The organism is Streptomyces sp. NPDC058373 (assembly GCF_042723275.1).
Classification (GTDB): Bacteria; Actinomycetota; Actinomycetes; order Streptomycetales; family Streptomycetaceae; genus Streptomyces.
In genome coordinates this window covers 1-24,606 of sequence record NZ_JBHXJE010000044.1, presented here as the reverse complement: position 1 = coordinate 24,606, position 24,606 = coordinate 1, and the positions used below count along the sequence as shown (strand labels likewise).

The window sequence follows — 24,606 nt, the reverse complement described above, 5'->3', positions numbered from 1 at the left end:
ACGGTGGTTCGCCCGGGAGGAGCAGAAATACGGTTGTTCGACCGTGGGCTGCGTCACACGACCAAACCCTCCCGGACAGGGCTCCGAATGACTTGTTGACTGCCCGTGCGGCGATCTTCGACAGAGCGCCGCCGCCCCCGTCAGCGTTTCGAAGGTGAGCCAGCGTGCCCTCTGTCCCGACCGACCGCCACTTCGCCGCGTACCCGTTGACGGCCGCGCAGCGCGGACTGTGGTTCGCCCAGCGGCTCGACCCGGACAGCCCCGCGTACAACGTCGCCGAGTACGTCGAGGTGCGCGGCGAGTTGGACGTACGGGCGCTGCGCCGGGCGGTGCGGCACGTCGAGGAGGAGACCGAGGCGCTGCGGCTGACCTTCTGGGAGCAGGACGGCGTGCCGTGGCAGCGGGTCTGGGCGCAGCCCCGTATCGAGGTGCCGGTGGTCGACGTGTCGGCCCACGCCGACCCGCGCGCGGAGGCGGTCCGGCGGATGGAGGCCGAGCTGGCGCGCCCGGCCGACCTGGCGCGCGGCCCCCTGGCGCGGATGGCGCTCTACCGGCTGGCCGACGGCCACCACCTCTTCCACCAGCAGGTGCACCACCTGGCCGTCGACGGGTACGGGGCCGTGCTGGCGCTGGCCCGGATCGCCGAGGTCTACACCCTGCTGGTCACCGCCCCCGACGAGCCGGTGCCGGTACGGCCCGCGCCGCTCGGCCCGGTCCTGGAGGACGAGGACGCGTACCGCGCCGGCGGACAGCACGCCGCCGACCGGGAGTTCTGGTCCGGCTACCTCGACGGCGCCCCCGCCCCGGCCGGGCTCGCGGCGGGCGCCCCGGGCGGTCCCGCCCACCGGGTACGGGCGGTGCGGCGACACCTCGGCGCGGACGAGGCGGCCCGGCTGCGGGCGGCCGCCAAGAGCGCCGGAGTGGCCTGGCCGGCCTTCCTGATGGCGGCGCTCGGGGTCTGCCTGCACCGGGAACGCGGGCTCGGGGAAGTCGTGCTGGGGCTGCCCGTCACGGCACGGCGCACCCCGGCGGCGCGGACCACGCCCGCCATGCTCTCCAACGTGCTGCCGATGCGGCTGGCGATATCCCCCGCCGACCGCGTCGCCGACGTCGCCAAGCGCGCCTCGGCCGAGGCCCGCAAGGTCCTGCGGCACCAGCGCTATCCCTCGCAGGAGCTGCGCAGCGACCGGGGGCTCGGGGTGGGCGAGGCGCAGTCGGGCCCGGCCGTCAACGTCCTCGCCTTCGACGACGCCCTGCACTTCGGCCCGCACCCGGCCACCCTGCACAACCTCTCCGTCGGCCCGGTCGAGGACCTGGTCGTCGCGGTGCACGCCTCCTACGGCGACGGTGGCCTCCGCGTCGACCTGCTGGCCGACCCGGACCGCTACGGCGAGGCGGAACTGGCCCGCCACCACGGCGCGTTCTGCCGCCTGCTGGAGGCGTTCGCCGAGGACCCGGAGCGGCCCGTGGGGGCCCTGCCGGTCGTCCCGGCGCCGGAGCACGCCCGGCTGATCGGGCTCGGGACGGGAGCGCCGGCCTCCGCAGGGCCGCTGCCGACGCTGCCGGAGCAGTTCGCCGCGCAGGCGGCGCGGACGCCGTACGCGACCGCCGTGGTGGGCGGCGGCGAGCGGTTGACCTTCGCCGAGCTGGACACCCGGGTACGCGCGTTGTCCGCCGAGCTGACGGCGCGCGGGGCCCGGCCCGGCGAGCGGGTCGCGGTCGGCCTGGAGCGCTCCGCCGACCTGGTCACGGCGCTGCTGGCGGTCCTGCGCAGCGGCGCGGCCTACCTGCCCGTGGACCCGTCGTACCCGGCGGACCGGCTGGCGTACATGCTCCAGGACGCGGCGCCGGTGGCGCTGGTGGCGCGGCCCGGCACGGCGGTGCCGCACGACGGGCTGGAGCTGGTCGACCCGGGCGCCGTACCGCCCGCGGGGGCCGGCGGTACGGAGCCGTCCCCGCCCGAGCCGCACGACGCGGCCTACGTCATCTACACCTCGGGCTCCACCGGCCGCCCCAAGGGCGTGGTCGTGGAGCACCGTTCGCTGGCCAACCTGGCGGAGCACCACCGCCGGGAGGCGCACGCCCTCGCCGAGGCCTCGCTGGGGCGGCGGCTGCGGGTGGCGCTGACCGCCGCCACCTCCTTCGACGCCTCCTGGGACCCCATCCTGTGGATGACCGCCGGCCACGAACTCCACCTCGCCGACGACACCACCCGCCGCGACCCCGAGGCGCTCACCGCCTTCCTCACCGAGGAGCGCATCGACGCCGTCGAGACCACCCCCAGCTACCTGCGGCAGCTCCTCGCCGCCGGACTCCTCACCGGCCCCGGCCACCACCCGCGCGTCCTCGCGCTCGGCGGCGAGGCGGTCGACGACTCCCTGTGGGCCGAACTCTCCGCCCACGACGACCTGATCGTCCTCAACTACTACGGCCCGACCGAGACGACGGTCGACGCGGTGACCGCCCGCGTCACCGGCACCGCCCCCACCATCGGCCGCCCCGTCGCCGGAGCCCGCGCCTACATCCTCGACAGCGCCCTGCACCCGATGCCGCTCGGCACCCCCGGCGAGCTGTACCTGTCGGGCGAGGGCGTCGCCCGGGGCTACGCGGGACGCCCGGGGCTGACCGCCCGCCGCTTCCTGCCCGACCCGTTCGGCCCGCCCGGCGCCCGCATGTACCGCACCGGGGACCTGGCCCGGTGGCGGGCCGACGGCACGCTGGAGTTCCTCGGCCGCACCGACGACCAGGTCAAGATCCGCGGCCACCGGGTGGAGACCGGCGAGGTCGAGGCGGCGCTGCGCGCCCTGCCCGGCATCGCCGACGCCGCCGTGGCGCTGACCGGACCCGCCGAAGGCCCCCGGCGCCTCGCCGCCTACCTGGTCCCCGGCCCCGGCGGCACCGACCCGGCCGAGGTCCGCGACCTGCTCGCCGCCGCCCTCCCCGACCACCTGGTCCCCGCCGCCTACGCCGTGCTGGACCGCCTCCCCCTCACCCCCAACGGCAAGCTCGACACCGCCCGCCTCCCCGAGGCCGAGACGCCCCGCTCGGCGGGGGGCGCGCCGCGCACGCCCGACGAGGCGCGGATGTGCGCGGAGTTCGCGGCCTGCCTGGGGCTCGGCGAGGTCGGCCGCGACGACGACTTCTTCCGGCTCGGCGGCCACTCCCTGCTGGCCACCCGCCTGATCGGCCGGGTCCGCGAGGCGTTCGGCGCCGAGGTGGCGATCCGCGCCCTCTTCGACCACCCGACGCCCGCCGGGCTGCTCACCGCCCTGGACCGCGCGGCCCCGCCCCGACCGCCGGTCCGCGCCGTACGCCCCCGCCCGGCCCGCGTACCGCTCTCCCCCGCCCAGCGGCGGCTGTGGCTGCTGGAGCGGATGGGCGGCGCCGGAACCGCGTACCACCTGCCGGTCGGGCTGCGACTGACCGGGCCGCTCGACCAGGAGGCGCTCGCCGCCGCCCTCGGCGACGTGGTGGAGCGCCACGAGAGCCTCAGGACCGTAGTGGCCGAGGACGCCGACGGGCCGCACCAGGTCGTACGGGACCAGGCCCGCGTACCGCTCGCCGTGGCGCCGCTGCCTCGCGGCGGGTCGCCCGAGCCCGACCCCGAGCCGTTCGCGCTGGACCGTGAACCGCCGCTGCGGGCCCGCCTGTTCACCGACGGCGACCAGGACCACCTGCTGGTCCTCACCTTCCACCACATCGCCGCCGACGGCTGGTCGATGGTCCCGCTGCTCCGCGACCTCACCGACGCCTACGCCGCCCGCCGCGCGGGCCGCACCCCCGAGCTGGCGCCGCTTTCCGTCCAGTACGCCGACTACGCCCTGTGGCAGCACGGCCTGCTCGGCGGCCCGGGCGAGCCCACCGACCTGGCCGCGCGCCAGCTCGCCCACTGGACCGCCGCCCTGGACGGCGCCCCCACCGAGTCGACCCTGCCCGGCGACCGGGCCCGCCCGGCCCAGCCCTCCGGGCGCGGCGGCGCCGTCCCGCTCACCGTCCCCGCCGCCACCCACCGGGCCGTGGCCGCGCGCGCCGCCGCCTCGGGGACCAGCCCGTTCATGGTGCTGCACGCCGCGCTGGCCGCCCTGATGAGCAGGCTCGGCGCGGGCAGCGACCTCGTCATCGGCACCCCCGTCGCCGGGCGGCCCGACGAAGCCCTCACCGATCTGGTCGGCTTCTTCGTCAACACCCTCGCCCTGCGCACCGACACCTCCGGCGACCCGGACCTCACCACCCTGCTGGCCCGGGTCCGCGAGGCCGACCTCGCCGCCCTCGCCCACCAGGAGCTGCCCTTCGAACGGGTCGTGGAGGCCGTCCGGCCGCCCCGCGCCCCGGCCCGGCACCCGCTCTTCCAGGTGATGCTGGCCCTCAACAACGCGCCCGCGCCCCGCGCCGCCCTCGACGGGCTCACCGTCCGCCAGGACACCGCGGCCGGCCGCGGCGGCGCCAAGTTCGACCTCACCTGGGACCTCACCGAACGCCACACCGCCGACGGCACCCCGGCCGGGATCAGCGGCGAACTGGAGTACAGCGAGGACCTGTTCGACCGGGCCACCGCCGAACGGTTCGCCGCCCACTTCGCCGCCCTGCTCACCGCCCTCCTCGACCACCCCGGCACCCCCTTCACCGACCTGCCCTTCCTCACCCCGCGCGAGCGCGCCGCCGCCCTGGACGAGTCCGGGCCCGCGCCGTCCGCCGCCGCGCCCGGCCGGACGCTCACCGAGGTGCTGGCCGCCCGCACCGACGCCGCCCCGGGCCGGACCGCCGTGGTCGACGCCACCGGACGGCTCACCTTCGGGCAGCTCCAGGACCGCGCCGAACGGCTCGCCCGCCGCCTCGCCGCCTGCGGGGTCCGCCCCGGAGACCGGATCGCCGTCGCCCTGCCCCGCTCGGCCGGCTACCTCGCGGCGCTCCTCGGCGTGCTGCGCGCCGGAGCCGTCCACGTCCCCCTCGACACCACCCACCCGGCCGCCCGCAACGCCCTCATCCTGCGCACCGCCGACCCGCGCCTGGTCCTCACCACCGTCGCGACCGACGAGGCCGTCCCCGCCACCGGCCACCGGCGGCTCACCCTCGCCGACGACCCCGCCGACTGGCCCGCGACCGGGCCGCTCCCGGCGCCGCCGCGTCCGGGCGACGCCGCGTACGTCCTCTACACCTCCGGCTCCACCGGTCGCCCCAAGGGCGTCGTGGTGGACCACCGCGCCCTCGCCAACCTCTACGCCGACCACCGCGAACACCTCATCGGCCCGGCCGAGGCGGCCAACAACGGGCGGCCGCTGCGGGTCGCGCTGACCGCCGCCCTCACCTTCGACGCCTCCTGGGACCCGATCCTGTGGATGGCCGCCGGGCACGAGCTGCACCTGGTGGAGGACGCCGTCCGCCGCGACCCCGAGGCGCTCACCGCCCACCTCCACACCCACGCGATCGACGTCGTCGAGACCACCCCGTCCTTCCTCGAACAACTGCGGGTCTGCGGCCTGTTCGCCCCCGGCCGCCCCCGGCCCCGGGTCCTCGCCCTCGGCGGCGAGGCCGTCAACGAGACGCTCTGGGAGGAGCTGGGCGCCCTCACCGACGTCAGCGCCTGGAACCTCTACGGCCCGACCGAGGCCACCGTCGACGCCGTCACCGCGCCCATCACCGCGGGCACCCGCCCGCACCTCGGCCGCGCCGTCACCGGAGCGCGCGCCCGCGTCCTCGACGCCCGCCTCACCCCCGCCGCCCCCGGCACCACGGGTGAGCTGTACCTGACCGGCCCCGGCCTCGCCCTCGGCTACGAGCAGGCCCCCGCCGCCACCGCCGACCGCTTCCTGCCCGACCCGTACGGCCCGCCCGGCTCCCGCATGTACCGCACCGGCGACCTGGTCCGGCGCCGCGCCGGACGGCTGGAATACCTCGGCCGCGCCGACGGCCAGGCCAAGGTGCGCGGCTTCCGCGTGGAGACCGGCGAGGTCGAGGCGGCCCTGCTGCGCCACCCCGGCGTCGCCCAGGCGGCCGCCACCGTCCGCCCCGGTCCCGACGGCACGGGCCGCCTGCTGGCCTGGGCCGTGCCCGTCGAGGGCCAGCGCCTGGCCGGCCGCGACCTGCGCGCCCACGCCGCGACCCGGCTGCCGTCCTACATGGTCCCGGCCACCGTCGTGCCCGTCGCCGCGCTCCCGCTGACCGTGCACGGCAAGACCGACTTCGCCGCCCTCCCCGACGCCCCCGGGCCGCAGGCGCCCGCCGAGGAGGGCACCGCCGTGCCGCGCTCGGCGCGCGAGGAGATCCTCTGCGCGCTCTTCGCCGAATGCCTCGGACAGCCGCACGTCTCCCGGGACGACGACTTCTTCGACCTCGGCGGCCACTCCCTGCTCGCCCTCGGCCTGATCGGCCGGGTCCGCTCCGCCTTCGGCGTGGAGCTCTCGGTGCGTACCCTCTTCGACGCCACCACCCCGGCCGCCCTCGCCGCCCGCCTGGACGACGCCGGGACCGCGCGCCCCGCCCTGCGCCGCGCGGAGCGCCCGGCACACCCGCCGCTCTCCCCGGCCCAGCGCCGCCTCTGGTTCCTGCACGGGCTCGACCCGGCCGACGCGGCGTACCACATCCCCGTCGCGGTACGGCTGGACGGCCGGCTCGACCACGCCGCCCTGCGGGCCGCCCTCGCCGACGTCACCGCCCGCCACGAGAGCCTGCGCACCCGCGTCCAGGACCACGAGGGCGAGCCCTACCAGGCGGTCCTCGACCCCGGCGACGCCCGGCCCGCCCTGCCCGTCACCGCGGTGACCGAGGCGGAGGTGGAAGGCGCCCTGCGCGAGGCCGCCGCGCACCCCTTCGACCTGGCCGCCGATCTGCCGCTGCGGGCCGAGCTGTTCGCGCTCGGTGCCGAGCGGCACGTCCTGCTCGTCACCGTGCACCACATCGCGGCCGACGGCTGGTCGATGGGCCCGCTCGCCGAGGACCTGGCCGGGGCGTACGCGGCCCGGACCGCCGGGCGGGTGCCGCAGTGGGCGCCGCTGCCCGTCCAGTACACCGACTACACCCTGTGGCAGGCCGCCCTGCTCGGCGACCCGGGCGACGCGGGATCGCTGGGCGGGCGCCAGCTCGCCTACTGGAAGGAGCAGTTGGCCGGGGCTCCGGACGAGGTGCCGCTGCCCGCCGACCGGCCCCGGCCCGCCCGCTCCACGGGGCGCGGCGGCACCGTCGAGCTGGCCCTGCCGCCCGCCACCACCGAGGCCGTCACCCGGCTCGCGCGGGCCACCGGGACCAGCCCGTTCATGGTCCTGCACGCCGCGCTGGCCGCCCTGCTCACCCGTACCGGCGCGGGCGACGACCTCACCGTCGGCACCCCGGTCGCCGGACGCACCGACGAGGCGCTCCACCCGCTGGTCGGCTTCTTCGTCAACACCCTGCCGCTGCGCGTGCGCACCGACGGCGACCCCACCTTCCGCGCCCTGCTGGCCCGGGTGAAGGAGACCGACCTCGCCGCCTACGCCCACCAGGACATCCCCTTCGAGCGGCTGGTGGAAGAGGTCCGCCCGGCCCGCTCCCTCAACCGCCACCCCCTCTTCCAGACCATGCTGACCCTCAACAACACCCGTCCGCCCCGCCTCGACCTGCCCCGCCTCGCCGCCACCCTGGACGGTGTCGCCTCCGGCGGAGCCAAGTTCGACCTCTCCTTCAGCCTCCGCGAGGAGGACGGCGCTCTCACCGGCACCCTGGAGTACAGCCGGGACCGGTTCGACCCCGGCACCGCCCGCCGCGTCGCGGCCTGGTTCGCCCACCTCACGGCCGCCGCCACGGCAGGACCCGACACCCCCGTACGGGAGCTGCCGCTGCACGACGCGGCCGAGGACGCGCGGCTGCTGGCGCTGGGGCGCGGGAAGGCGGGGGCGCCCGTCGCCCACACCGTGCTCGACCGGTTCGCCGAGACCTGCGCCCGCTCCCGCAGCGGCGACCTCGCCGTCACCGCGCCCGACGGCTCCCTCTCCTTCCCCGAACTCGACGCCCGCTCCGACCACCTGGCGGCGCTGCTCGCCACCACCGGCGTCGTCCCCGGCGACCGGGTGGCCGTGCTGCTCCCCCGCTCCACCGACTCCGTCGCCGCCCTGCTCGCCGTCCTCAAGGCGGGCGCCGTCCACGTACCGCTGGACACCGCCATGCCCGAGGCCCGCCTCGCCGCCGTCCTCGCCGACGCCCGCCCGCGCCTCACCCTCGCCACCACGACGACAGCCGACCAGCTCCCGACGGACCATCCCCGCCTCCTCCTCGGCCAGGCCCCGCTGCCCGCGCCCGCGCACACCGGCGCGCGCCCCACCGCCGACGACCCCGCCTACCTCCTGCACACCTCCGGCTCCACCGGCACCCCCAAGGGCGTCCTGGTCGGCCACCGCTCGCTGGCCCGACTCCTCGACCACCACCGGCGCCACCTCTTCGCCCCGGCCGTCCGCGCCACCGGCCGCCCCCGGCTCGCCGTGGCGCTGACCGCCGCCCTCACCTTCGACGCCTCCTGGGACCCGGTCCTGTGGCTGCTCGACGGCCACCACCTGCACCTCCTGGACGACCTGACCCGCCGCGACCCCGAGGCGCTGGTCGACGCCGTCCGCACCCACCGCCTCGACGTCCTGGAGACCACCCCCAGCCACACCGCCCACCTCCTCGACGCCGGGCTCCTCGCCGACGGCGCCCACCACCCGGCCGTCCTCGCGCTGGGCGGCGAAGCCGTCCCGCCCACCCTGTGGACGCGGCTGCGCGAGGCCCCCGCCACCCGCTGCCTCAACCTCTACGGCCCCACCGAGGCCACCGTCGACACCCTCACCGCCGACCTCGCCGACACCCCCGGCCCGGTCCTCGGCACCCCCGTCACCGGCACCCGCGCCCTCGTCCTCGACGCGGCCCTGCGGCCCACCCCGCCCGGCGTCACCGGCGACCTCCACCTGGCGGGCGACAGCCTCGCCCTCGGCTACCACGGCCGCCCCGCCGAGACCGCCGCCCGCTTCGTCCCCGACCCGTACGGACCGCCCGGCAGCCGCATGTACCGCACCGGCGACCGCGCCGTCCGGGGAGCCGACGGCACCCTCAGGTTCGCCGGGCGGGCCGACGGCCAGGTCAAGATCCGGGGCTTCCGGGTGGAGACCGGCGAGGTCGCCGCCGTCCTCGAAACACACCCGGAGATCACGCACGCCGCCGTCGTCCCGCACGACGACCCCGAGGCGGGCACCACCCTCACCGCCCACCTGGTCCCGGCCCCCGGCACCACCCCGGCCCCCGAGGACGTACGCGCCCACGCCACCCGCCATCTGCCCGCCTACATGGTCCCCACCCACTGGACCACCCTGGAGCGCATCCCGCTCACCCCGCACGGCAAGCTCGACACCGCCGCCCTGCCCGCGCCCCGCGCCCTCACCGCGCCGACCGGCGGCCGCGTGCCGCGCACCCCGCGCGAGGACGTGCTGTGCACCCTGTTCGCCGAGGCGCTGGGCGCCGAACGCGTCACCATCGACGACGACTTCTTCGCCCTCGGCGGCCACTCCCTGCTCGCCACCCGCCTGATCGGCCGGGTCCGCGCCACCCTCGGCACCGACCTGAGCATCCGCACCCTCTTCGAGGCCCCCACCGTCGCCGCCCTCGCCGACCGCCTCGACTCCGCCACCAACAACAACTCCCTCGCCACCCTCCTCCCCCTGCGCACCACCGGCTCCCACCCGCCGCTCTTCTGCATCCACCCGGCGGGCGGCCTCGCCTGGCCCTACGCCGGGCTCCTCCCGCACCTCCACCCCGACCAGCCCCTCTACGGCCTCCAGACCCCCAACCTCGACGGCACCGCCCCCTTCCCCGAGACCATCGAGGCGATGGCCGCGGCCTACGTCGCCGAACTCCGCACCGTCCAGCCGCACGGCCCGTACCGGCTCCTCGGCTGGTCCTTCGGCGGCAACGTCGTCCAGGAGATCGCCGTCCAGCTCCAGGAGGCGGGCGAGGAGGTGGCGCTCCTCGCCATCCTCGACGCGTTCCCCGTCGCGCCCCTGGACGACCTGGACAGCGCCAGCCGCGACACCGTCTTCCGGGCCCTGCTGGACAACCTGGGGGTGGTGGCCGACGCCGGCGAGGCCGGGGGCGGCGGCGCCGTGGACGCCGCCGCCGTACGCGAGGAGTTCCGCCGGGCCGGCAGCCCGCTCGGCGCCCTCGAACCCGCCACCATCGACGCGATGGTCGACAACTTCGCCGGCCAGGCCCGCCTGATGCGCCGCCACACCCCGCGCACCTTCCACGGCCCCGCCCTCTTCTTCACCGCCACCGTGGGCCGCCCCGCCGACGCCTTCCCCCACTCCCTCTGGGACCCGTACCTCACGGGCCCGCTCCACAACACCGATGTCCCCTACGCCCACGCCCAGTTGATGTCCCCGGACGCCCGAGCCCTCGTCGGCCCGGTCCTCGCCGAGGCCCTGGCCGCGCTGGACGGGGCCGGGCGGGGGCCCGACGGCTCACCCGCCTCCCCCTGAACGACCCCGCCCGTCCGGCGCACACCCGCCCCGGACGGACGGTCCCGCACGCCCTCCAGTGACCCAACCCGCACTGACCAAGCCCCTCACCAAAGGAGCCCCCATGACGAACCCCTTCGACGACCCCCGCACCCACCACCGCGTCGTCGTCAACGACGAGGGCCAGCACGCCCTGTGGCCCTCCTTCGCCGCCGTCCCCGCGGGGTGGGAAGCCGTCTTCGGCCCCGCCGACCAGGACGCCTGCCACGCCTACGTCGAGGAGCACTGGACCGACCTCACCCCGCGCAGCGCCCGCCGCACCGTCGCCGCATGAGCCGCGCCCCCCGCACACCACCCGGCGACGGGCCCGCCCTGCGCGCCGAAGGGCTCACCAAGCGCTTCGGCGCCAAGCAGGCCCTCGCCGGGGTCGACCTGCACGCCCCCGCCGGCACCGTCCTCGGTCTCCTCGGCCCCAACGGCGCCGGGAAGACCACCACCGTCCGCGTCCTGACCACCCTGCTCCGGCCCGACTCCGGCCGGGCGTGGGTGGCGGGGCACGACGTCCGCACCGACCCCGAGGCGGTCCGCGCCCGCCTCGGCCTCTCCGGCCAGTACGCCGCGGTCGACGAGAAGCTCACCGGCCGCGAGAACCTCTACCTGGTGGCCCGCCTGTACGGCATGCGGCGCGGCCCCGCCCGCCGCCGGGCCGCCGAACTCCTCGGCCGGTTCCGCCTGGCCGACGCCGCCGACCGCCCCAGCGGCACGTACTCCGGCGGCATGCGGCGCCGCCTCGACCTCGCCGGGGCGCTGGTCGCCCGCCCGGCCGTGGTCGTCCTGGACGAGCCCACCACGGGGCTCGACCCGCGCGGCCGCGCCGACACCTGGGCGTGCGTCCAGGACCTGGTCGCCACCGGCACCACCGTGCTGCTCACCACCCAGTACCTGGAGGAGGCCGACCACCTCGCCGACGCCATCGCCGTCATCGACCACGGCCGCGTCATCGCCCAGGGCACCGCCGCCGCCCTCAAGTCCCGCGTCGGCGGCGAACGCCTCACCCTCGCCCTCCCCGACCCCGCGACCCGCCCCACCGCCCTCGCCCTCCTGGCCCCCCTCACCCCCCACCAGCCCCACCTCGACCCGCGCACCGGCGTCCTCACCCTCCCCACCGACCACGGCCCCGCCACCCTCGAACAGGCCCTGACCACACTGCGCCACGCCGCCGTCCCCCTCGGCCCGGTCAGCCTCGCGCCCCCGACGCTGGACGACGTCTTCCTCGCCCTGACCGGCCAGGGGGCCGCGACGCCCGCGCCCGCCCCGGCCCCCGAACCCGCGAAGGAACCCGCATGGCGCCCGTGACCCGCGTCGCCAGGGACGCCACGATCATCGCCTGGCGCAACCTCCTGAACCTCCGCCGCACCCCCGGCTCGGTCATCGCCGCCCTGATCCAGCCGGTGATGTTCGTCCTGCTGCTCTCCTACGTCTTCGGCGGCAGCCTCGGCGGCGACGCCTACCGCACGTACCTGATGGGCGGCATCTTCGCCCAGGCCGTCACCTTCAACGCCGCCTTCACCGCGCTGGGCCTCGCAGGCGACCTGGACCGGGGCATCGTCGACCGCTTCCGCTCCCTGCCCATGTCCCCGATGGCGGTGATCCTCGGCCGCACCCTCTCCGACCTCACCATGAGCGTGCTGACCGTCACCGTCACCTCCCTCTGCGGGCTGTTCATCGGCTGGCGCATCGCCGGCACCCTCCCCGAGGCCGTTCTCGCCTACCTCCTGATCCTCCTCTTCGCCTTCGCCATGTCCTGGGTCGGCGCCACCATCGGCCTCACCGCCCGCAGCGTCGAGGTCGCCCAGAGCGCCGGCCTCATCTGGCTCTTCCCCGTCACCTTCCTATCCTCCGCCTTCGTCCCCACGGCCACCCTCCCCGCCGCCCTCCGCCCGATCGCCGACTGGAACCCGGTCTCCGCCACCGCCACCGCCCTCCGCGACCTCTTCGCCAACCCGGCCCCGCCCATGGCCCCCACCCGCGACACCTGGCCGGTCGTCCACGCCCTCCCGTACGCCCTGCTCTGCGCGCTGGGGATCACGGCGGTCTTCATGGGGGTGGCGGTGCGAAGGTTCCGCGAGGTGGGGCGCGGCTGACCCGCGACACCGCCGACTACCCTGACCGGGCAACCGGTTCGCCCCGCCCCCCAGGCGGGCGCGTCGCAAGAGGGAACCCGGTGGGAATCCGGGACTGCCCCGCAGCGGTGAGCGGGAACGACCGCCGTCCTACGCACTGGCCCCCTGGGGGCCGGGAAGCGACGGCCAGTAGGGGCTCGGCGGCAGGTCCGCCGGGCGGGCCCGCGAGTCCGAAGACCTGCCGTTGCCCGCGTGGCCGTCCGGCCGCGCGGTGACCTCGGCGAAGCCATCGCCGTGCGCGCACTCCCCGCCGAGGTTTCCTGCCAACTCGCGAAGGAGAGTTGACGTGCCCGAAACCACCGGCACCGCGCCCCGGACCACCAAGACCCCGGCCGACTCCCAGGTGAAGCTCGCCCACATCATGAGCGAGCACGACACCAACCTCTACGGCACCATCCACGGCGGCGTCGTGATGAAGCTGATCGACGACGCGGCCGCGGCCGCCGCCGGCCGCCACGCCGACGGCCCCGCCGTCACCGTCGCCGTCGACCGCATCGCCTTCCTCGCCCCCGTCCGCGCCGGCGACCTCCTCAACCTCCACGCCGCCCTGGTCCGCGCGGGCCGCACCTCCATGACGGTCGCCGTCCGCGTCACCGCCGAGTCCTGGAACACCTCGGGCCCCACCACCGAGGTCGCCACCGGCCGCCTCACCTTCGTGGCGGTGGACGACCGGGGGGCGCCGCGACCGGTCGCCGCGCTGGAGACGCCGGAGGAGCAGGGCTGAACCGACGGCGAAGGCCCGGGCGCCGCCACCGCGACGCCCGGGCCTCCTCCGACCGCTCCCCTCCTGCGGTGAGGACGCCTCACCCCGCCAGCAACCCCCGCACCGCCGACCGCTCCACCCGGTTCATCGCCCGCACCAGCACCGGCGTCAGCAGCACGAGCCCGATGCCGAGCAGGGAGGCCGCGCCGATCTGGAAGGGCGACTCCAGGTAGTAGGCGTGGTGGACGCCCGCGTCGGTGGTGAAGTCGAAGAGGCGGTAGCCGGGCCAGCCGACGAAGGTGGGGAAGACCCAGGCGTAGAGCGGGAGGAGGGCGACCACCCACCCCGTGGCCAGGAAGGTCAGCGTCACGACGAACGAGGCGATCCGCCACGGGAACATGACGACCTGGAACAGCACGGCCTTCCACCCCGCCACGTCCGCCAGCCGCTCCTTGATCCCGCCCTTACCGACCGGCGCGGGCGCCACCGTCCTCACCCCCAGCAGAGCCCCGGCCCGCCCCCGCTCCCCCGCCCCGAGCAGCCGCGCCCCGGCCAGCAGCACCGCCAGCACGGGCAGCCCGAGCACGGTGATCGCCAGCCCCGCGCCGGCCGAGAACAGGGTGACGGCGAAGACGAACCCGGCGATGGCGACGGGGAACGAGCTGAACACGTACCCGATCTCCCGCCAGGTCGCCGCCGCCAACGGCCCCCGCCGGACGACGGCGGGCCGCTCGGAGAAGGCCGACTCCTCGGAGACGTGCGGCAGGGGGCAGGTGGGGGGAGCGTCGACGGTGGCCATGGGTGACCTCTCATCCGGGAGGAGGGAGCGAGGGACGGAGCGACGCCGCGGCGATCGCGCTGCCCCGGGTGCGTGTCCACGATGCCGGTCCGGCGCCCCCCGGCGACATGGGGCGGCCGGGCGGACCAGGGGTGGGGTAATCCCCCGCCCCCGCCTCGGGCCGGCCTCCCTCCTACGCCGCCACCGCCTCCCCGGACGGCAGCCGCGCGCATCCCCGGCAGGCACGGGCCGACCCCGCGACCGCCGCGTGGGAGGCGGCCGCCAGAACACCGGCCAGCACGGTCAGCGGCCACTCCTCGGCGAGGCACGCGGCGGCGGCCAGGGCGAACGCCGTGACGGCCATGGCGAGGCTCGCCGCCGTCCCCGCCTCGATGTTCCCGCGCTACGCCAGAACCCAGACGGCCCCCGAAGCCACCGCCCTCCTCCACAAGATCTGCCGCAGCTACGCCTACGTCGGCATCGCCGTCCCGGTCCTCGGCATCGCCACCGGCGCCGCCCTCGGCGCCCTGACGGACGCCTGGCTCCTCGTCTCGATCGTGCTGACCGGGATCGCGGCGTGGCTGCCGGTGGCGGTGATCCTTCCGGAACAGGGATGGCTGCTGGACACGGCCACTTCGCGGGCATCCTCGACGCCTCACACAGCCACTTCGCAGACGCCCTCGACGCCTCACACAGCCACCCCGGACCCGCCCTCGACGACTGACACGGCCGACCCGGCCACCGCGGCGGACCGCCGCCCGGCGACCGCCAAGCTGGCCATGACCGCCGGTATCTTCAACTTGCTGTGGGCGACGGTGGTGGTGCTGATGATCGTGCGGCCTGGGTCCACGACGGGGGCGTGAGGGGGCCGCGCCAGGGGCCGCCCCGGGCTGCGGGTGACGGTCCGGGCGGGATCGGCCCAGCACCGGACTACCCGGCCCGCTCGGCCTCCGCCGCCTGCCCGGCGCCGCTCTCCTGGGCGCCGGTCGCCTTGGCGCCTGCCCCCGTAGCGGTGCCGGCTCCGGGGGTCCCGGCCACCACGGTCGACCGGGAGCCACCCCGCCGAAGCGGCCCGCGCCCACCGTCCATCGCCCCGCCGATCACCGCCAGGCCGAGCCCGACGACCGCCAGCGACGCCCCCACCAGCGCGGGCGAGGCCCAGCCCCACCCGGCCGAGATGACCAGGCCGCCGAGCCAGGCGCCGCCGGCGTTGGCGAGGTTGAAGGCGGAGTGGTTGGAGGCGGCCGCCATGGTCGGGGCCTGTTCGGCCTTGGCCATGAGCAGCATCTGCACCGGCGTGGTGATGAAGGAGCCCATGGCGCCGATCAGCAGGACGCAGACCAGGGCCGTCGCCGTGTGCTGCACCGCGAAGTAGAAGGCGAAGAGAGTGACGGCCATGACCGCGAGGCCGCCGTACAGCGTCGGGCGCAGCGCCCGGTCGGTCATCGGGCCGGCGAGGAGCGTGCCGAGCGTCATGCCCACGCCGTACAGCGCGAGGACCAGCGTCGTGGACGACTCCGCCATGCCGGTGACCTCGGTCAGCATCGGCACCAGGTAGCTGTAGACGGCGAAGCAGCCGCCGAAGCCGACGACGGCGGTGGCGAGCCCGATCGCGATGTGCCGGTTGCCCATCGCCTTCATCTCGTGCCGGATACCGGCGCCCTCGGCGCGCGGCTGGTGCGGTACGAGCCGGGCCAGCGACGCCAGCGCGACCAGCCCGATCACGGCGACCGCCAGGTACGCCGACCGCCACCCGAACTGCTGCCCCAGCGCCGTACCGGCCGGCACCCCGACGATGTTGGCCACGGTCAGCCCGAGGAACATGGTCGACACCGCCCGCGCCGCCCGCTCCGGTGCGACCAGCCGCGACGCGACCACGGCCCCGACCCCGAAGAGCGCCCCGTGCGGCAGCCCCGCCAGCACCCGCGCCGCGAAGAGCGTCCCGAACCCGGGCGCCAGCGCGGAGGCGACGTTCCCGACCACGAAGAGCCCGGCGAGCAGGAGCAGCAGTTTCTTGTGCGGAATCTTCGCCCCGAGCCCGGTGAGCAACGGCGCCCCCACCACGACCCCGAGCGCGTACGCGGAGACGAGGTTGCCCGCCTGCGGGACGGACACCCCGACCCCGTCGGCGATCTGCGGCAGCAGACCCATGGAGACGAACTCGGTCGTCCCTATCCCGAAGGCGACGACGGCGAGTGCGAGCAGGGCCAAGGGCATGACGGGGTACCTCCGAGGGGCGGTGGTGCGGGCGGACACCGGGCGCGTACGTACAGGACACGGCTACGGGCGGACACGCGAGCCGGGGAATCCGGCCACCGCGACCTCCGGCACCGGCGATTCCGGCCCCGCCGGGCCCCGTTGCCCAGCGCACGCCGAAACGAGGGACGGCGCACCGGCCCCTCAGAGGGCAGCGCGCGGGACGGGCGGGGCATTCCGGGTGGGACGGAGGAATCGGAGTGAGCCGCGCCACGCCGCACGGGACGGCGTGCCCCCGCGCACCCCACCCGTCCCGCGCGACCGAACGAACCCCATTCTCCGGAACCGCCGTACCAAAGCAGTCGTCCCGCGATAGATAGGGACCATCGCCACAGCCTGCCCCTACCCGGCCAGGGGCGCAGGCACCGGCCTGTGGCGGCGGCCTCCGCCCGTACCGGAGGCGGCACTGCGAGAAGGGATGCGGATGACGGAACCTGCGGGCGCGGTCGACCGCCGCGCCGACACGCGCGAGCAGACCATCGCCGAGGAACAGAAGGCGGTCCACCATGCCTACGACTGCTACGAGGCCCGGCTCGCCGAACTGACCGACAACTCCGCGGCCCGCGCCTCCGCCAGCGGCAAGGACGGCGTCGCCAACCGCGTGGCGAGCGACGCGCGGGCCGCCGCCTACGGCGGACTCGACGGCGAGGCACTCGTCATCAGCCGCGTCGACCTGCGCGAGGGGGCCGGTCAGGAGACCGAGACGCTGTACGTGGGGCGGCGGCCCGTCTCCGACGTGCGCACCCGCGACACAGTCGTGGTGGTGTGGACGAGTCCGCTCGCCCGGAGCTGGTTCGAGGCACTGCCGGAGAACCCCGGCGACATCGTCCTCCGGCGCCAGCTGCGCTGCTCCGAACGGATCGTCGAGGACTACCGGGACGAGATCGCGCTCCCCCCTGCCCCCTCCGAACAGCCCTCCGCACCCGTCGGCGACCTGGCTGAACCGCCCCCCGCCGAGGCTCTCCCGGACCCCGCCGCCTCCGAGCACCCGGAGGCCGCCGGCGAGCACGGCGAGGCACCCGCCGCACCCATGCCCCGCGTCCCCCGACCCCGTACCGGAACCCCGACCCCCGGCGACGTCGCCCGCATCCGGCGGCGCCACCCCGTCCAGCCCGACGACTTCCTCCTGCGCGAACTGCAGCGCTCCCGCAGCGGGCGGATGCGGGACATCGTCGAGACCATCCGCCGCGACCAGATGGCGCTGGTCACCGGCTCGCCCACGGACATCCTGGTGGTCCAGGGCGGGCCCGGCACCGGCAAGACCGCCGTCGGCCTGCACCGCGTGACATGGCTGGTCGACAACGACCACTTCCGCGCCCAGGACATCCTCGTCGTCGGCCCCCACCAGCACTTCCTGGAGTATGTCGGCCGCGTGCTGCCCACCCTCGGCACCCGCGACGTCAACGCCGTACAGCTCAGCCGGTTGTGGGAGGGCGACGTCCGCGGCGTCGACTCCGACGCCGCGCGCCTGGTCAAGTCCGACGAGCGGATGGCGGCGGTGCTGCGCCGCCGCGTCGAGGGCGAGTACCGGCCCGGTGCCGTGGACACCCTGACCACCGCCGCCTCGTTCGAGGGGGACGAGCCGGTCTTCACCGTCACCGTCGGCAGCACCACCCTGCGCGTCGCCCGGTCCGAGGTCGTCGCGGCGGCCGACGCCGCCCTCGCCGGCGACGGCTCCTACCGGGAGCGCCGTGACCGGTTCCGCAGCAGACTCGTCGACCTCCTCCTCCAGGAGCTGGTCGCCGTCGCCCCGCGCCGCAGCCGCGACACCTCGATCCGCCGCGACCTGGAACGCAACCGCCGCGTGGAACGCCTCGTCGAGCGCGTCTGGCCCTCCCCCGGCGCCCGCGAGGCCCTGCGCACCCTCTACGACTCCCCCGACCTGCTGCGCGCCTGCTCGGACGGGCTCCTCGACGACCGGGAACGGGCGGCGCTGCACCGGCCGCGCGCGGCCAAGGCCGCCGACGAGCCGTGGACCCTGGACGACCGCGTCTGCCTGGAGGAACTCCGCCACCTCATCGACGGCGAATCGCCGCGCCGCTACGGTCACATCGTCGTCGACGAGGCCCAGGACCTCACCCCGATGCAGGCCCTCTCGCTGCGCCGCAGGTGCGCGGCGGGCGGCTCCATGACCGTTCTCGGCGACCTCGCCCAGGCGACCGGCCCGCACCCGTACCGGACGTGGGACCGGCTCGGCACGCTCCTCTCCGACCACGGCGACTGGCAGGTCGAGGAGTTGACGACCAGCTACCGCGTGCCCTCGGAGGTGATGGAGTTCGTGGCCCCGCTGGCGAGGGCCGCGGCCCCGGGCCTGCCCGTTCCGCTGGCCGTGCGCTCGGCGGGGGCGGACGCGGCGCGCGCCCGCCCCACCGGCACCGGCCGACTCCAGGACGACGCCGTGGCCGAGGTGACGCGCCTCCTCGGCACCGACGACGGCCACACCCTCCGCTCGATCGCCGTCGTCGCCCCGGAGGGCTCGGCCCAACTAGACGGAATCACCCAACGCCTGGAGGCGCTGCGCGAGGTCGGCGACGAGGAGCGCCGCGTCGTCTCCGTCCTGACCGCCGCCGAGACCAAGGGCATGGAGTACGACCACGTCCTCGTCGTCGAACCGACCGCCATCGCCGACGGCGGCACCCCGGCCGGCCTGCGCCGCCTCTACATCGCCCTGACCCGCGGCACCCAGAGCCTCACCGTCCTCCACACCACCCCGCTCCCGTCGGCGTTGCTCCCCACGGAGAAGAGCGGCGGCGCCCCTGACGAGACCGACGCCCCCGCCGACACCACCGCCGCGCCCTCGCCCGCGAGCCGACCGGACATCGGTACGGACGTACGGGTCCGCGTACTGGGCCACACCGGCGGCGGCAACTACAAGGTGGAGGCGGTGGAACCTCCGCTCGACGGCCCCCTCCTCCTCGCCGTCCGCCACGGTTCGGCTCCCCCGGCGGTCGGCTCGTACCTCGACACCTGGGTGCTGCGTCACACCTCCACGGTCAGCTTCGTCACCGTGGGCGGGCTGGGGCGTACACCCGTCTCGACGCGGATGGCGGCCCGTTACCTCGACGCCCTCGCCACCCCGGGGCTGCTCGCGGGCGGTACCGTCCCCGACGGCGCCCGCGCCCGGCTCTCCGAGCTGAAGGGCATGGCCAACCGCTGCCTCCGCCTCGACCAGCACGACTGGCTGGACGTGTGGCGTCTTCTGGGCTCCCCGGACCGCGAGCGCCTCGGCGCGCTACGCGACCTGGCGACGGCGGCATCCCGCGCCCTCGCCTCCGGCGCCCACGACCCCGCGGCCTTCAGAGAGCACCTGGAACACAGCGGCTGGGCGGAAGCCCTCGGCACGGCCCGGCAGCGGCTGCAGGAGCGGAACGCGGAGCGAGCGGCCACGGACACGGCTGAGGGCAGCGGGCCGGAGGAGGCCGTCGTCTCGGGCGACGGCGCGCCGCCCGGCGAGACTCCGTCGGCCGAAGCGCCACCCGCGCCCCTCGGCGCAGCCGAATCCCCCACGTCGCCCAACTCACCCGAGGCAAAGGAACAGCCCATGCCCCTCACCGCCACCGACGGCACGCCCGCAGCGGCCTCGCAGACGCCCGGCGCCACCAGCCCGCTGGCGTACCTCCTCCGCTCGGAGGCGGCCGAGGACCGCACGTGCAAGGACCACGAAGCGGCCCGTTACGGCCTCATCGCCCACCTCTTCGGACTGGGCGCCCACCCCGTCTACGACGACCTCATCGACATCCACCTCCCGGCCACGTCCGGTTCCTCCGTCCTCTTCGAAGTCCTCGGCGCCGACCGCACCCACTACGCCGACCTGCGCGCGGGCGCTTCCCGCCTCCGCGAGATCGACCACACCAACGCTCTCACCGCCGACCGCTACTGCCTGGTCCTCACCGGGCCTCCCGGGGAACCGTGGGCGGCGGAGGCACTCCGCGCCGGTCACGGCGTGGACGTCATCTGGCAGGCGCCGGACGGCACTTGGCCCACCCCCAAGATCTCGGCGCTCCTCAGCCCCGGCTGACCGCGGACCTGCGGCCGCCCCCTCGCCACTCTTGACCGCCGTGGGCTTTGCTATGAAATGTGCACGGCGTCACAGAGGAATACACGGGGGCACACACCATGGGGCCACCCACGCCGAACGACACCGACGCACCCGACCCGGACATGCCCGATCCGAACGCGCGGGCCGCCGCCCTCCTGGCCGCCACCGACTGGGCCTGGGCCTCCTCGCCCTCGGCCTGTCCGAACGCGACTGGACCACCGCCGCCGGCACCACCCACGCCCTCCTCCTCACCGGCTACCTGTGCGCCGGCTGGGCGACCGGCCTGCTCCCCTGGCACCACCCCGCCGACCCGGCCTGGATCGACGGCCCCCAGGCCAAGGCCCTCCTCCTCGCGACGATCCTGCTCCTGCCCGGCCTGGCCGCCTGGGCGGCAGCGACCCGACGCCGGAAGCAGCCCGCCCCCACCGGCCCGCGTACGGTCACCCCATGAACGCCGAGGACCAGCCCACCGCCCGGGACGACCACGGGCCCCCGCACCCGACCCAGGCCCTGGACGACACCGTCCACCAACGCGTCCGCCTCGGCATCCTCGCCATCGCCCGCGAAGGCGACCGCGTCGAATTCAGCTTCCTCAAGAGGGAACTCTCCGTCACCGACGGCAACCTCTCCCGCCACCTGAAGGTCCTCGAATCCTCCGCCCTGATCACCCTCGAAAAGGGCTACGCGGGCCGCCGCCCCCGCACCTGGATCACCCTCACCCGCGAGGGCGCCCATGCCTTGGACACGGAACTGCGGGCGCTGCGGGCACTGGTGGACCGCTTGTCACCTGGGCGGGCGGCCCCCAGGCCGGGCGGCATTTGAGTCCTCAACCCGGAGCCTGGCCATGCGGCCGGCAAAGAGCCTGGGGCGAGCGGGTGGCGATGAAGAGGTGTCTTCGCCACGTGCCCTACCGCAGCCCGTCTCGGAAGGGAGCCCGCAGCGTAGCGGCTCGAAGCGGGCCGACGGATCGGATCAGAGCGGGATGACGCGGACCTGACTGCCGCAGAGCTTGGCCATGTCGTCGCTGTCGGACGTCAGCAGGGCGACCGGTTTCGGCTGGCGCAGTACGACTTCGGCAACGGTGGCGTCGATGGCGCACTTGCGGCCGTGCAACCCGGCGCCTTTGAGCAGCTCCGCTGCCGCTTTGGCCGCCTGTTCGGTGACCGGCTCCACCTTGATGCGGGAAAGGGCCCATTTCAGGCGTGGGATGTTGCTAATGGCACACGAGACACGGAGAGGCCTGAAAACAATCAAGGCCCTGGTCACCGACCAGGGCCTTAGTCAAGAAGAGCGGGTGACGAGAATCGAACTCGCGCTCTGAGCTTGGGAAGCTCATGTTCTACCATTAAACTACACCCGCAAGATCCACTTCCCCGAAGGGGTGGACCGCTGGTTACTTTACCCCATGCCGAGCCCCCGCCGTCCAGGGCGGGGGCTTTCGCGTGGGAGGCGGGCGTACGGTGTGCGGGCGGGGGTGGCGTCGGCGGGGCGGGGGGTTCGTCCCGTAATGTGCCCCCGGGCGTTGGATGCCTGGTCGCGGGCAGCCGGATTCCTGGCGTCGGACGTCGTACGTGTGTGACGGGCTCGTGGGGAAGGACTCTGGGACTTTGATGGAGCAGACCGTCGTCCGCTGTGCCGATGGGCACGTGTTCAGCACCGCTTCGTTTCCGATGCAGCAGCTCGGGACGGAGCGGATCGGGCCGGGGCGGCTGATCCGCTGCCCGCGGTGCGCTCGACTGAGGCAGGCCGTGCCCGTGGAGTGGGCCAAGCGGTAGGACGCGAGAAGAGTCACCTGCGCGCGGGGCCGTCCGGTTGGGGCGGGCCCGCGCGCTCTGCGTATCCTCGGTGCGTGCTTCTCTCAGACAAAGACATCCGGGCCGAGATCGACGCCGGGCGGGTACGGATCGATCCGTACGAGCCCGAGATGGTGCAGCCGTCGAGTATCGATGTGCGTCTCGACCGGTTCTTCCGGGTGTTCGAGAACCACCTGTACCCCCACATCGATCCCTCCGTGGAGCAGAACGGACTGACGCGGACGGTGGAGCCTCCGGGCGAGGAGCCGTTCATCCTGCACCCGGGGGAGTTCGTGCTCGCCTCGACGTACGAGGTGATCTCGCTCCCCGACGATCTGGCCTCGCGGCTGGAGGGGAAGAGCTCGCTGGGGCGGCTGGGTCTGGTGACGCACTCCACCGCGGGCTTCATCGACCCGGGCTTCTCCGGGCACGTGACGCTGGAGCTGTCCAATCTGGCGACGCTGCCGATCAAGCTCTGGCCGGGGATGAAGATCGGACAGCTCTGCATGTTCCGGCTGTCCTCGCCCGCGGAGTTCCCGTACGGCTCGGAGCGGTACGGGTCCCGCTATCAGGGGCAGCGCGGGCCGACCGCCTCGCGTTCCTACCTCAACTTCCATCGGACGCAGGTGTGATACCCGGCATGAGCGACGTTCGCGAGAACCTCACGTACGAGACCTTCGGCACAGCCATCCGTGAGCTGGCCCAGACCATCGCCGACGACGGCTACGAGCCGGACGTCGTGCTCTCCATCGCCCGCGGCGGGGTCTTCGTGGCCGGCGGCCTGGCGTACGCGCTGGACTGCAAGAACATCCACCTGGTGAACGTGGAGTTCTACACCGGCGTGGGCGAGACGCTGGAGATGCCGGTCATGCTGGCGCCGGTGCCGAACGCGATCGACTTCACCGACAAGAAGGTGCTCATCGCGGACGACGTCGCCGACACCGGCAAGACGCTGAAGCTGGTGCACGACTTCTGCGTCGGCGAGGTCGCCGAGGTGCGCTCCGCGGTGATCTACGAGAAGTCGCAGTCGCTGGTGAAGTGCGAGTACGTGTGGAAGCGGACGGATGAGTGGATCAACTTCCCTTGGAGCGTGGAGCCGCCCGTGGTGAAGCGTGCGGGTCAGGTGCTCGACGCCTGACCCGGGCGAGGACGGTTACGTCTGAGGGCCCGGACACCAGTACTCGGTGTCCGGGCCCTCAGGCGTTGGCGGGGTCGCTCAGAACGTGCCGAGCTTGATCAGCGACAGCAGCGCCAGGAGCTGGATCGCGGAGGCGGCGAGCGCCTTCGGCCAGGGCAGGTCGTGGGAGGTGGCGACCATCGAGGTGAAGAGGGCGCCGGCGGCGAGCCAGGTGAGCCAGCCGATGATCTGGACGACCGAGGCGTCACCGCCCATGAAGACGGCCGGCAGCAGGCGCGGCACGTCGGTCACGGTCATGACCAGCATCGACAGGCCCACGGTCGGCTGCCAGGAGCCGCTGCCGCCGAGCTGGCGGGCGAGGGTGTGGGTGACGGTGCCGAGGATGAAGGCGCTCAGGGCGAACGCGACGGCCGTGGTGAGGACGTACGGGATCGCCGTGGAGAGGGTGGCGTTTATGACGTCGTCGCGGGCGCCGTCGAAGCCGAAGATGGCGAGCAGGCCGTAGAGGAGCGTGACGGTGAGGGCGGGGCCCCACACCTGGTAGTCGCGCATCCGGTGGAAGGTGGGGCCGGGGCGCAGCACGATGCCGCGCATCAGCTCCTTCCAGTGCAGGCGGGGGCCGCTGGGCCCGCTCGCGTAGACCTCGCCCTCGGGCGGGCCTCCGTGGTGGTACTGCTCGTCGATCGAGAAGGCCTGGGTGTGGCCCGCGTTGTTCTGCGCCGCGTACGGGTCGCGGGGGGCCTGGGGCCGGCGGGCGTACGGGTCGGGGCCGGGGTGCCCGCCCGCGTACGGGTCGGGGGCCGGGCCGCCCGGGTAGCCGTAGCCCCCCTGCGGGTGGGGCTGCTGCGGGGGGTACGGCTGGTGGCCGCCGTGGCCGGGGTCGCCGAAGTACTCCGGCTCGCCCTGGCCGCCGGCCTGCGGCCACTGCTGGGCCGGGCCCTGGTATCCGCCCTGCGGGGTCGGCGCGCCGCCGTACGGGGCCTGCTGCCCGTACGGCTGCTGCCGCGGTTGTCCGTGCGGTCGGTCGGTGCGGTTGTCCCGGCCGCGTCCGGTCCTGAATCCAGCCACGTGTACGAACGTACCTGGTCCTGACGGATCGTGCGCCGGGGCCAGTTGGGGGAAGGGGCGTTTGCGGCCGAGCTGTGACATCCCCGCCGGGGGTCCCCTAGGTGTATTGACCACGAGCATTGTTAACGCCGACGGGTCTTGATCATGGCGAAGACCTCCGGTGTGGTGGAGGTGTCGAGTCTTCACCGCACGGAGGT

General features: G+C 75.2%; 14 protein-coding genes, 1 tRNA gene, 2 pseudogenes and 1 riboswitch. Of the genes and pseudogenes, 11 read left to right on the top strand and 6 right to left on the bottom strand.

Annotation, left to right across the window (positions count from 1 at the left end; translation table 11 throughout):
• Positions 1-164: 164 nt before the first annotated feature.
• From ACFWMZ_RS22485 to ACFWMZ_RS22465, 5 genes are all read left to right on the top strand, one after another.
• Complete coding sequence (locus ACFWMZ_RS22485; protein WP_383203703.1) at positions 165-10,472, top strand: amino acid adenylation domain-containing protein; 10,308 nt, start codon at positions 165-167, stop codon at positions 10,470-10,472.
• Between the two features lie 103 nt (positions 10,473-10,575).
• Positions 10,576-10,785, top strand: coding sequence for an MbtH family protein (locus ACFWMZ_RS22480; protein ID WP_383172120.1), 210 nt, complete (start codon positions 10,576-10,578; stop codon positions 10,783-10,785).
• Positions 10,782-11,807 (top strand): ATP-binding cassette domain-containing protein, encoded by a 1,026-nt coding sequence (locus ACFWMZ_RS22475; RefSeq protein WP_383203700.1) that lies wholly within the window; start codon positions 10,782-10,784, stop codon positions 11,805-11,807. The genes ACFWMZ_RS22480 and ACFWMZ_RS22475 overlap by 4 nt, the downstream gene beginning before the upstream one ends.
• The gene (locus ACFWMZ_RS22470) at positions 11,795-12,595 is read left to right on the top strand and encodes an ABC transporter permease (protein WP_383172124.1); all 801 of its coding nucleotides are present in this window, start codon (positions 11,795-11,797) and stop codon (positions 12,593-12,595) included. The genes ACFWMZ_RS22475 and ACFWMZ_RS22470 overlap by 13 nt, the downstream gene beginning before the upstream one ends.
• 67 nt (positions 12,596-12,662) lie before the next feature.
• Positions 12,663-12,814, top strand: a riboswitch (cobalamin riboswitch).
• Positions 12,815-12,920: 106 nt separating this feature from the next.
• Positions 12,921-13,358: an acyl-CoA thioesterase gene (locus ACFWMZ_RS22465; protein WP_383172126.1), complete on the top strand. Its 438-nt coding sequence runs from the start codon at positions 12,921-12,923 to the stop codon at positions 13,356-13,358.
• A 79-nt stretch (positions 13,359-13,437) separates the two neighbouring features.
• On the opposite strand, the gene ACFWMZ_RS22460 is transcribed toward ACFWMZ_RS22465, so the two are convergent.
• Both ACFWMZ_RS22460 and ACFWMZ_RS22455 read right to left on the bottom strand, forming a co-directional pair.
• A complete protein-coding gene (locus ACFWMZ_RS22460) occupies positions 13,438-14,136 on the bottom strand; it encodes a sensor domain-containing protein (RefSeq protein ID WP_383172128.1) in 699 nt (232 codons plus the stop codon).
• A 172-nt stretch (positions 14,137-14,308) separates the two neighbouring features.
• Positions 14,309-14,500, bottom strand: a pseudogene (locus tag ACFWMZ_RS22455) (hypothetical protein); the annotation flags it as partial.
• Between ACFWMZ_RS22455 and ACFWMZ_RS22450 the strand changes: the two are divergent.
• Positions 14,478-14,978: a hypothetical protein gene (locus ACFWMZ_RS22450; RefSeq protein WP_383203697.1), complete on the top strand. Its 501-nt coding sequence runs from the start codon at positions 14,478-14,480 to the stop codon at positions 14,976-14,978. The pseudogene ACFWMZ_RS22455 and the gene ACFWMZ_RS22450 sit on opposite strands and share 23 nt — an antisense overlap.
• A 67-nt stretch (positions 14,979-15,045) precedes the next feature.
• On the opposite strand, the gene ACFWMZ_RS22445 is transcribed toward ACFWMZ_RS22450, so the two are convergent.
• Positions 15,046-16,332: an MFS transporter gene (locus ACFWMZ_RS22445; RefSeq protein WP_383172132.1), complete on the bottom strand. Its 1,287-nt coding sequence runs from the start codon at positions 16,330-16,332 to the stop codon at positions 15,046-15,048.
• Positions 16,333-16,795: 463 nt separating this feature from the next.
• Here ACFWMZ_RS22445 and ACFWMZ_RS22440 point away from each other — a divergent pair, with 463 nt between their 5' ends.
• Genes ACFWMZ_RS22440 through ACFWMZ_RS22430 form a run of 3 tightly spaced genes read left to right on the top strand, consistent with a single transcriptional unit; the run spans position 16,796 to position 21,232 of the window.
• A complete protein-coding gene (locus ACFWMZ_RS22440) occupies positions 16,796-20,389 on the top strand; it encodes an ATP-dependent DNA helicase (protein ID WP_383203695.1) in 3,594 nt (1,197 codons plus the stop codon).
• A 52-nt stretch (positions 20,390-20,441) separates the two neighbouring features.
• Positions 20,442-20,861 carry a hypothetical protein gene (locus ACFWMZ_RS22435; protein ID WP_383203692.1) on the top strand — a complete coding sequence of 140 codons (420 nt, stop codon included), beginning with the start codon at positions 20,442-20,444 and terminating at the stop codon, positions 20,859-20,861.
• Positions 20,858-21,232 carry a transcriptional regulator gene (locus tag ACFWMZ_RS22430; protein WP_383172138.1) on the top strand — a complete coding sequence of 125 codons (375 nt, stop codon included), beginning with the start codon at positions 20,858-20,860 and terminating at the stop codon, positions 21,230-21,232. The genes ACFWMZ_RS22435 and ACFWMZ_RS22430 overlap by 4 nt, the downstream gene beginning before the upstream one ends.
• 150 nt (positions 21,233-21,382) lie before the next feature.
• Here the strand turns inward: ACFWMZ_RS22430 and ACFWMZ_RS22425 are convergent.
• Positions 21,383-21,622, bottom strand: a pseudogene (locus tag ACFWMZ_RS22425) (DNA-binding protein); the annotation flags it as partial.
• Positions 21,623-21,699: 77 nt separating this feature from the next.
• Positions 21,700-21,770 (bottom strand) — tRNA-Gly (locus ACFWMZ_RS22420).
• Positions 21,771-22,259: 489 nt separating this feature from the next.
• On the opposite strand from ACFWMZ_RS22420, the gene dcd reads away from it, so the two are divergent.
• Both dcd and ACFWMZ_RS22410 read left to right on the top strand, forming a co-directional pair.
• Positions 22,260-22,835 (top strand): dCTP deaminase, encoded by a 576-nt coding sequence (dcd, locus tag ACFWMZ_RS22415; RefSeq protein ID WP_383172140.1) that lies wholly within the window; start codon positions 22,260-22,262, stop codon positions 22,833-22,835.
• An 8-nt stretch (positions 22,836-22,843) separates the two neighbouring features.
• Positions 22,844-23,341 carry a phosphoribosyltransferase gene (locus tag ACFWMZ_RS22410; RefSeq protein WP_023418426.1) on the top strand — a complete coding sequence of 166 codons (498 nt, stop codon included), beginning with the start codon at positions 22,844-22,846 and terminating at the stop codon, positions 23,339-23,341.
• Between the two features lie 78 nt (positions 23,342-23,419).
• Here the strand turns inward: ACFWMZ_RS22410 and ACFWMZ_RS22405 are convergent, their stop codons facing one another.
• The gene (locus ACFWMZ_RS22405; RefSeq protein WP_383172143.1) at positions 23,420-24,409 is read right to left on the bottom strand and encodes a YIP1 family protein; all 990 of its coding nucleotides are present in this window, start codon (positions 24,407-24,409) and stop codon (positions 23,420-23,422) included.
• Between the last annotated feature and the right edge of the window lie 197 nt (positions 24,410-24,606).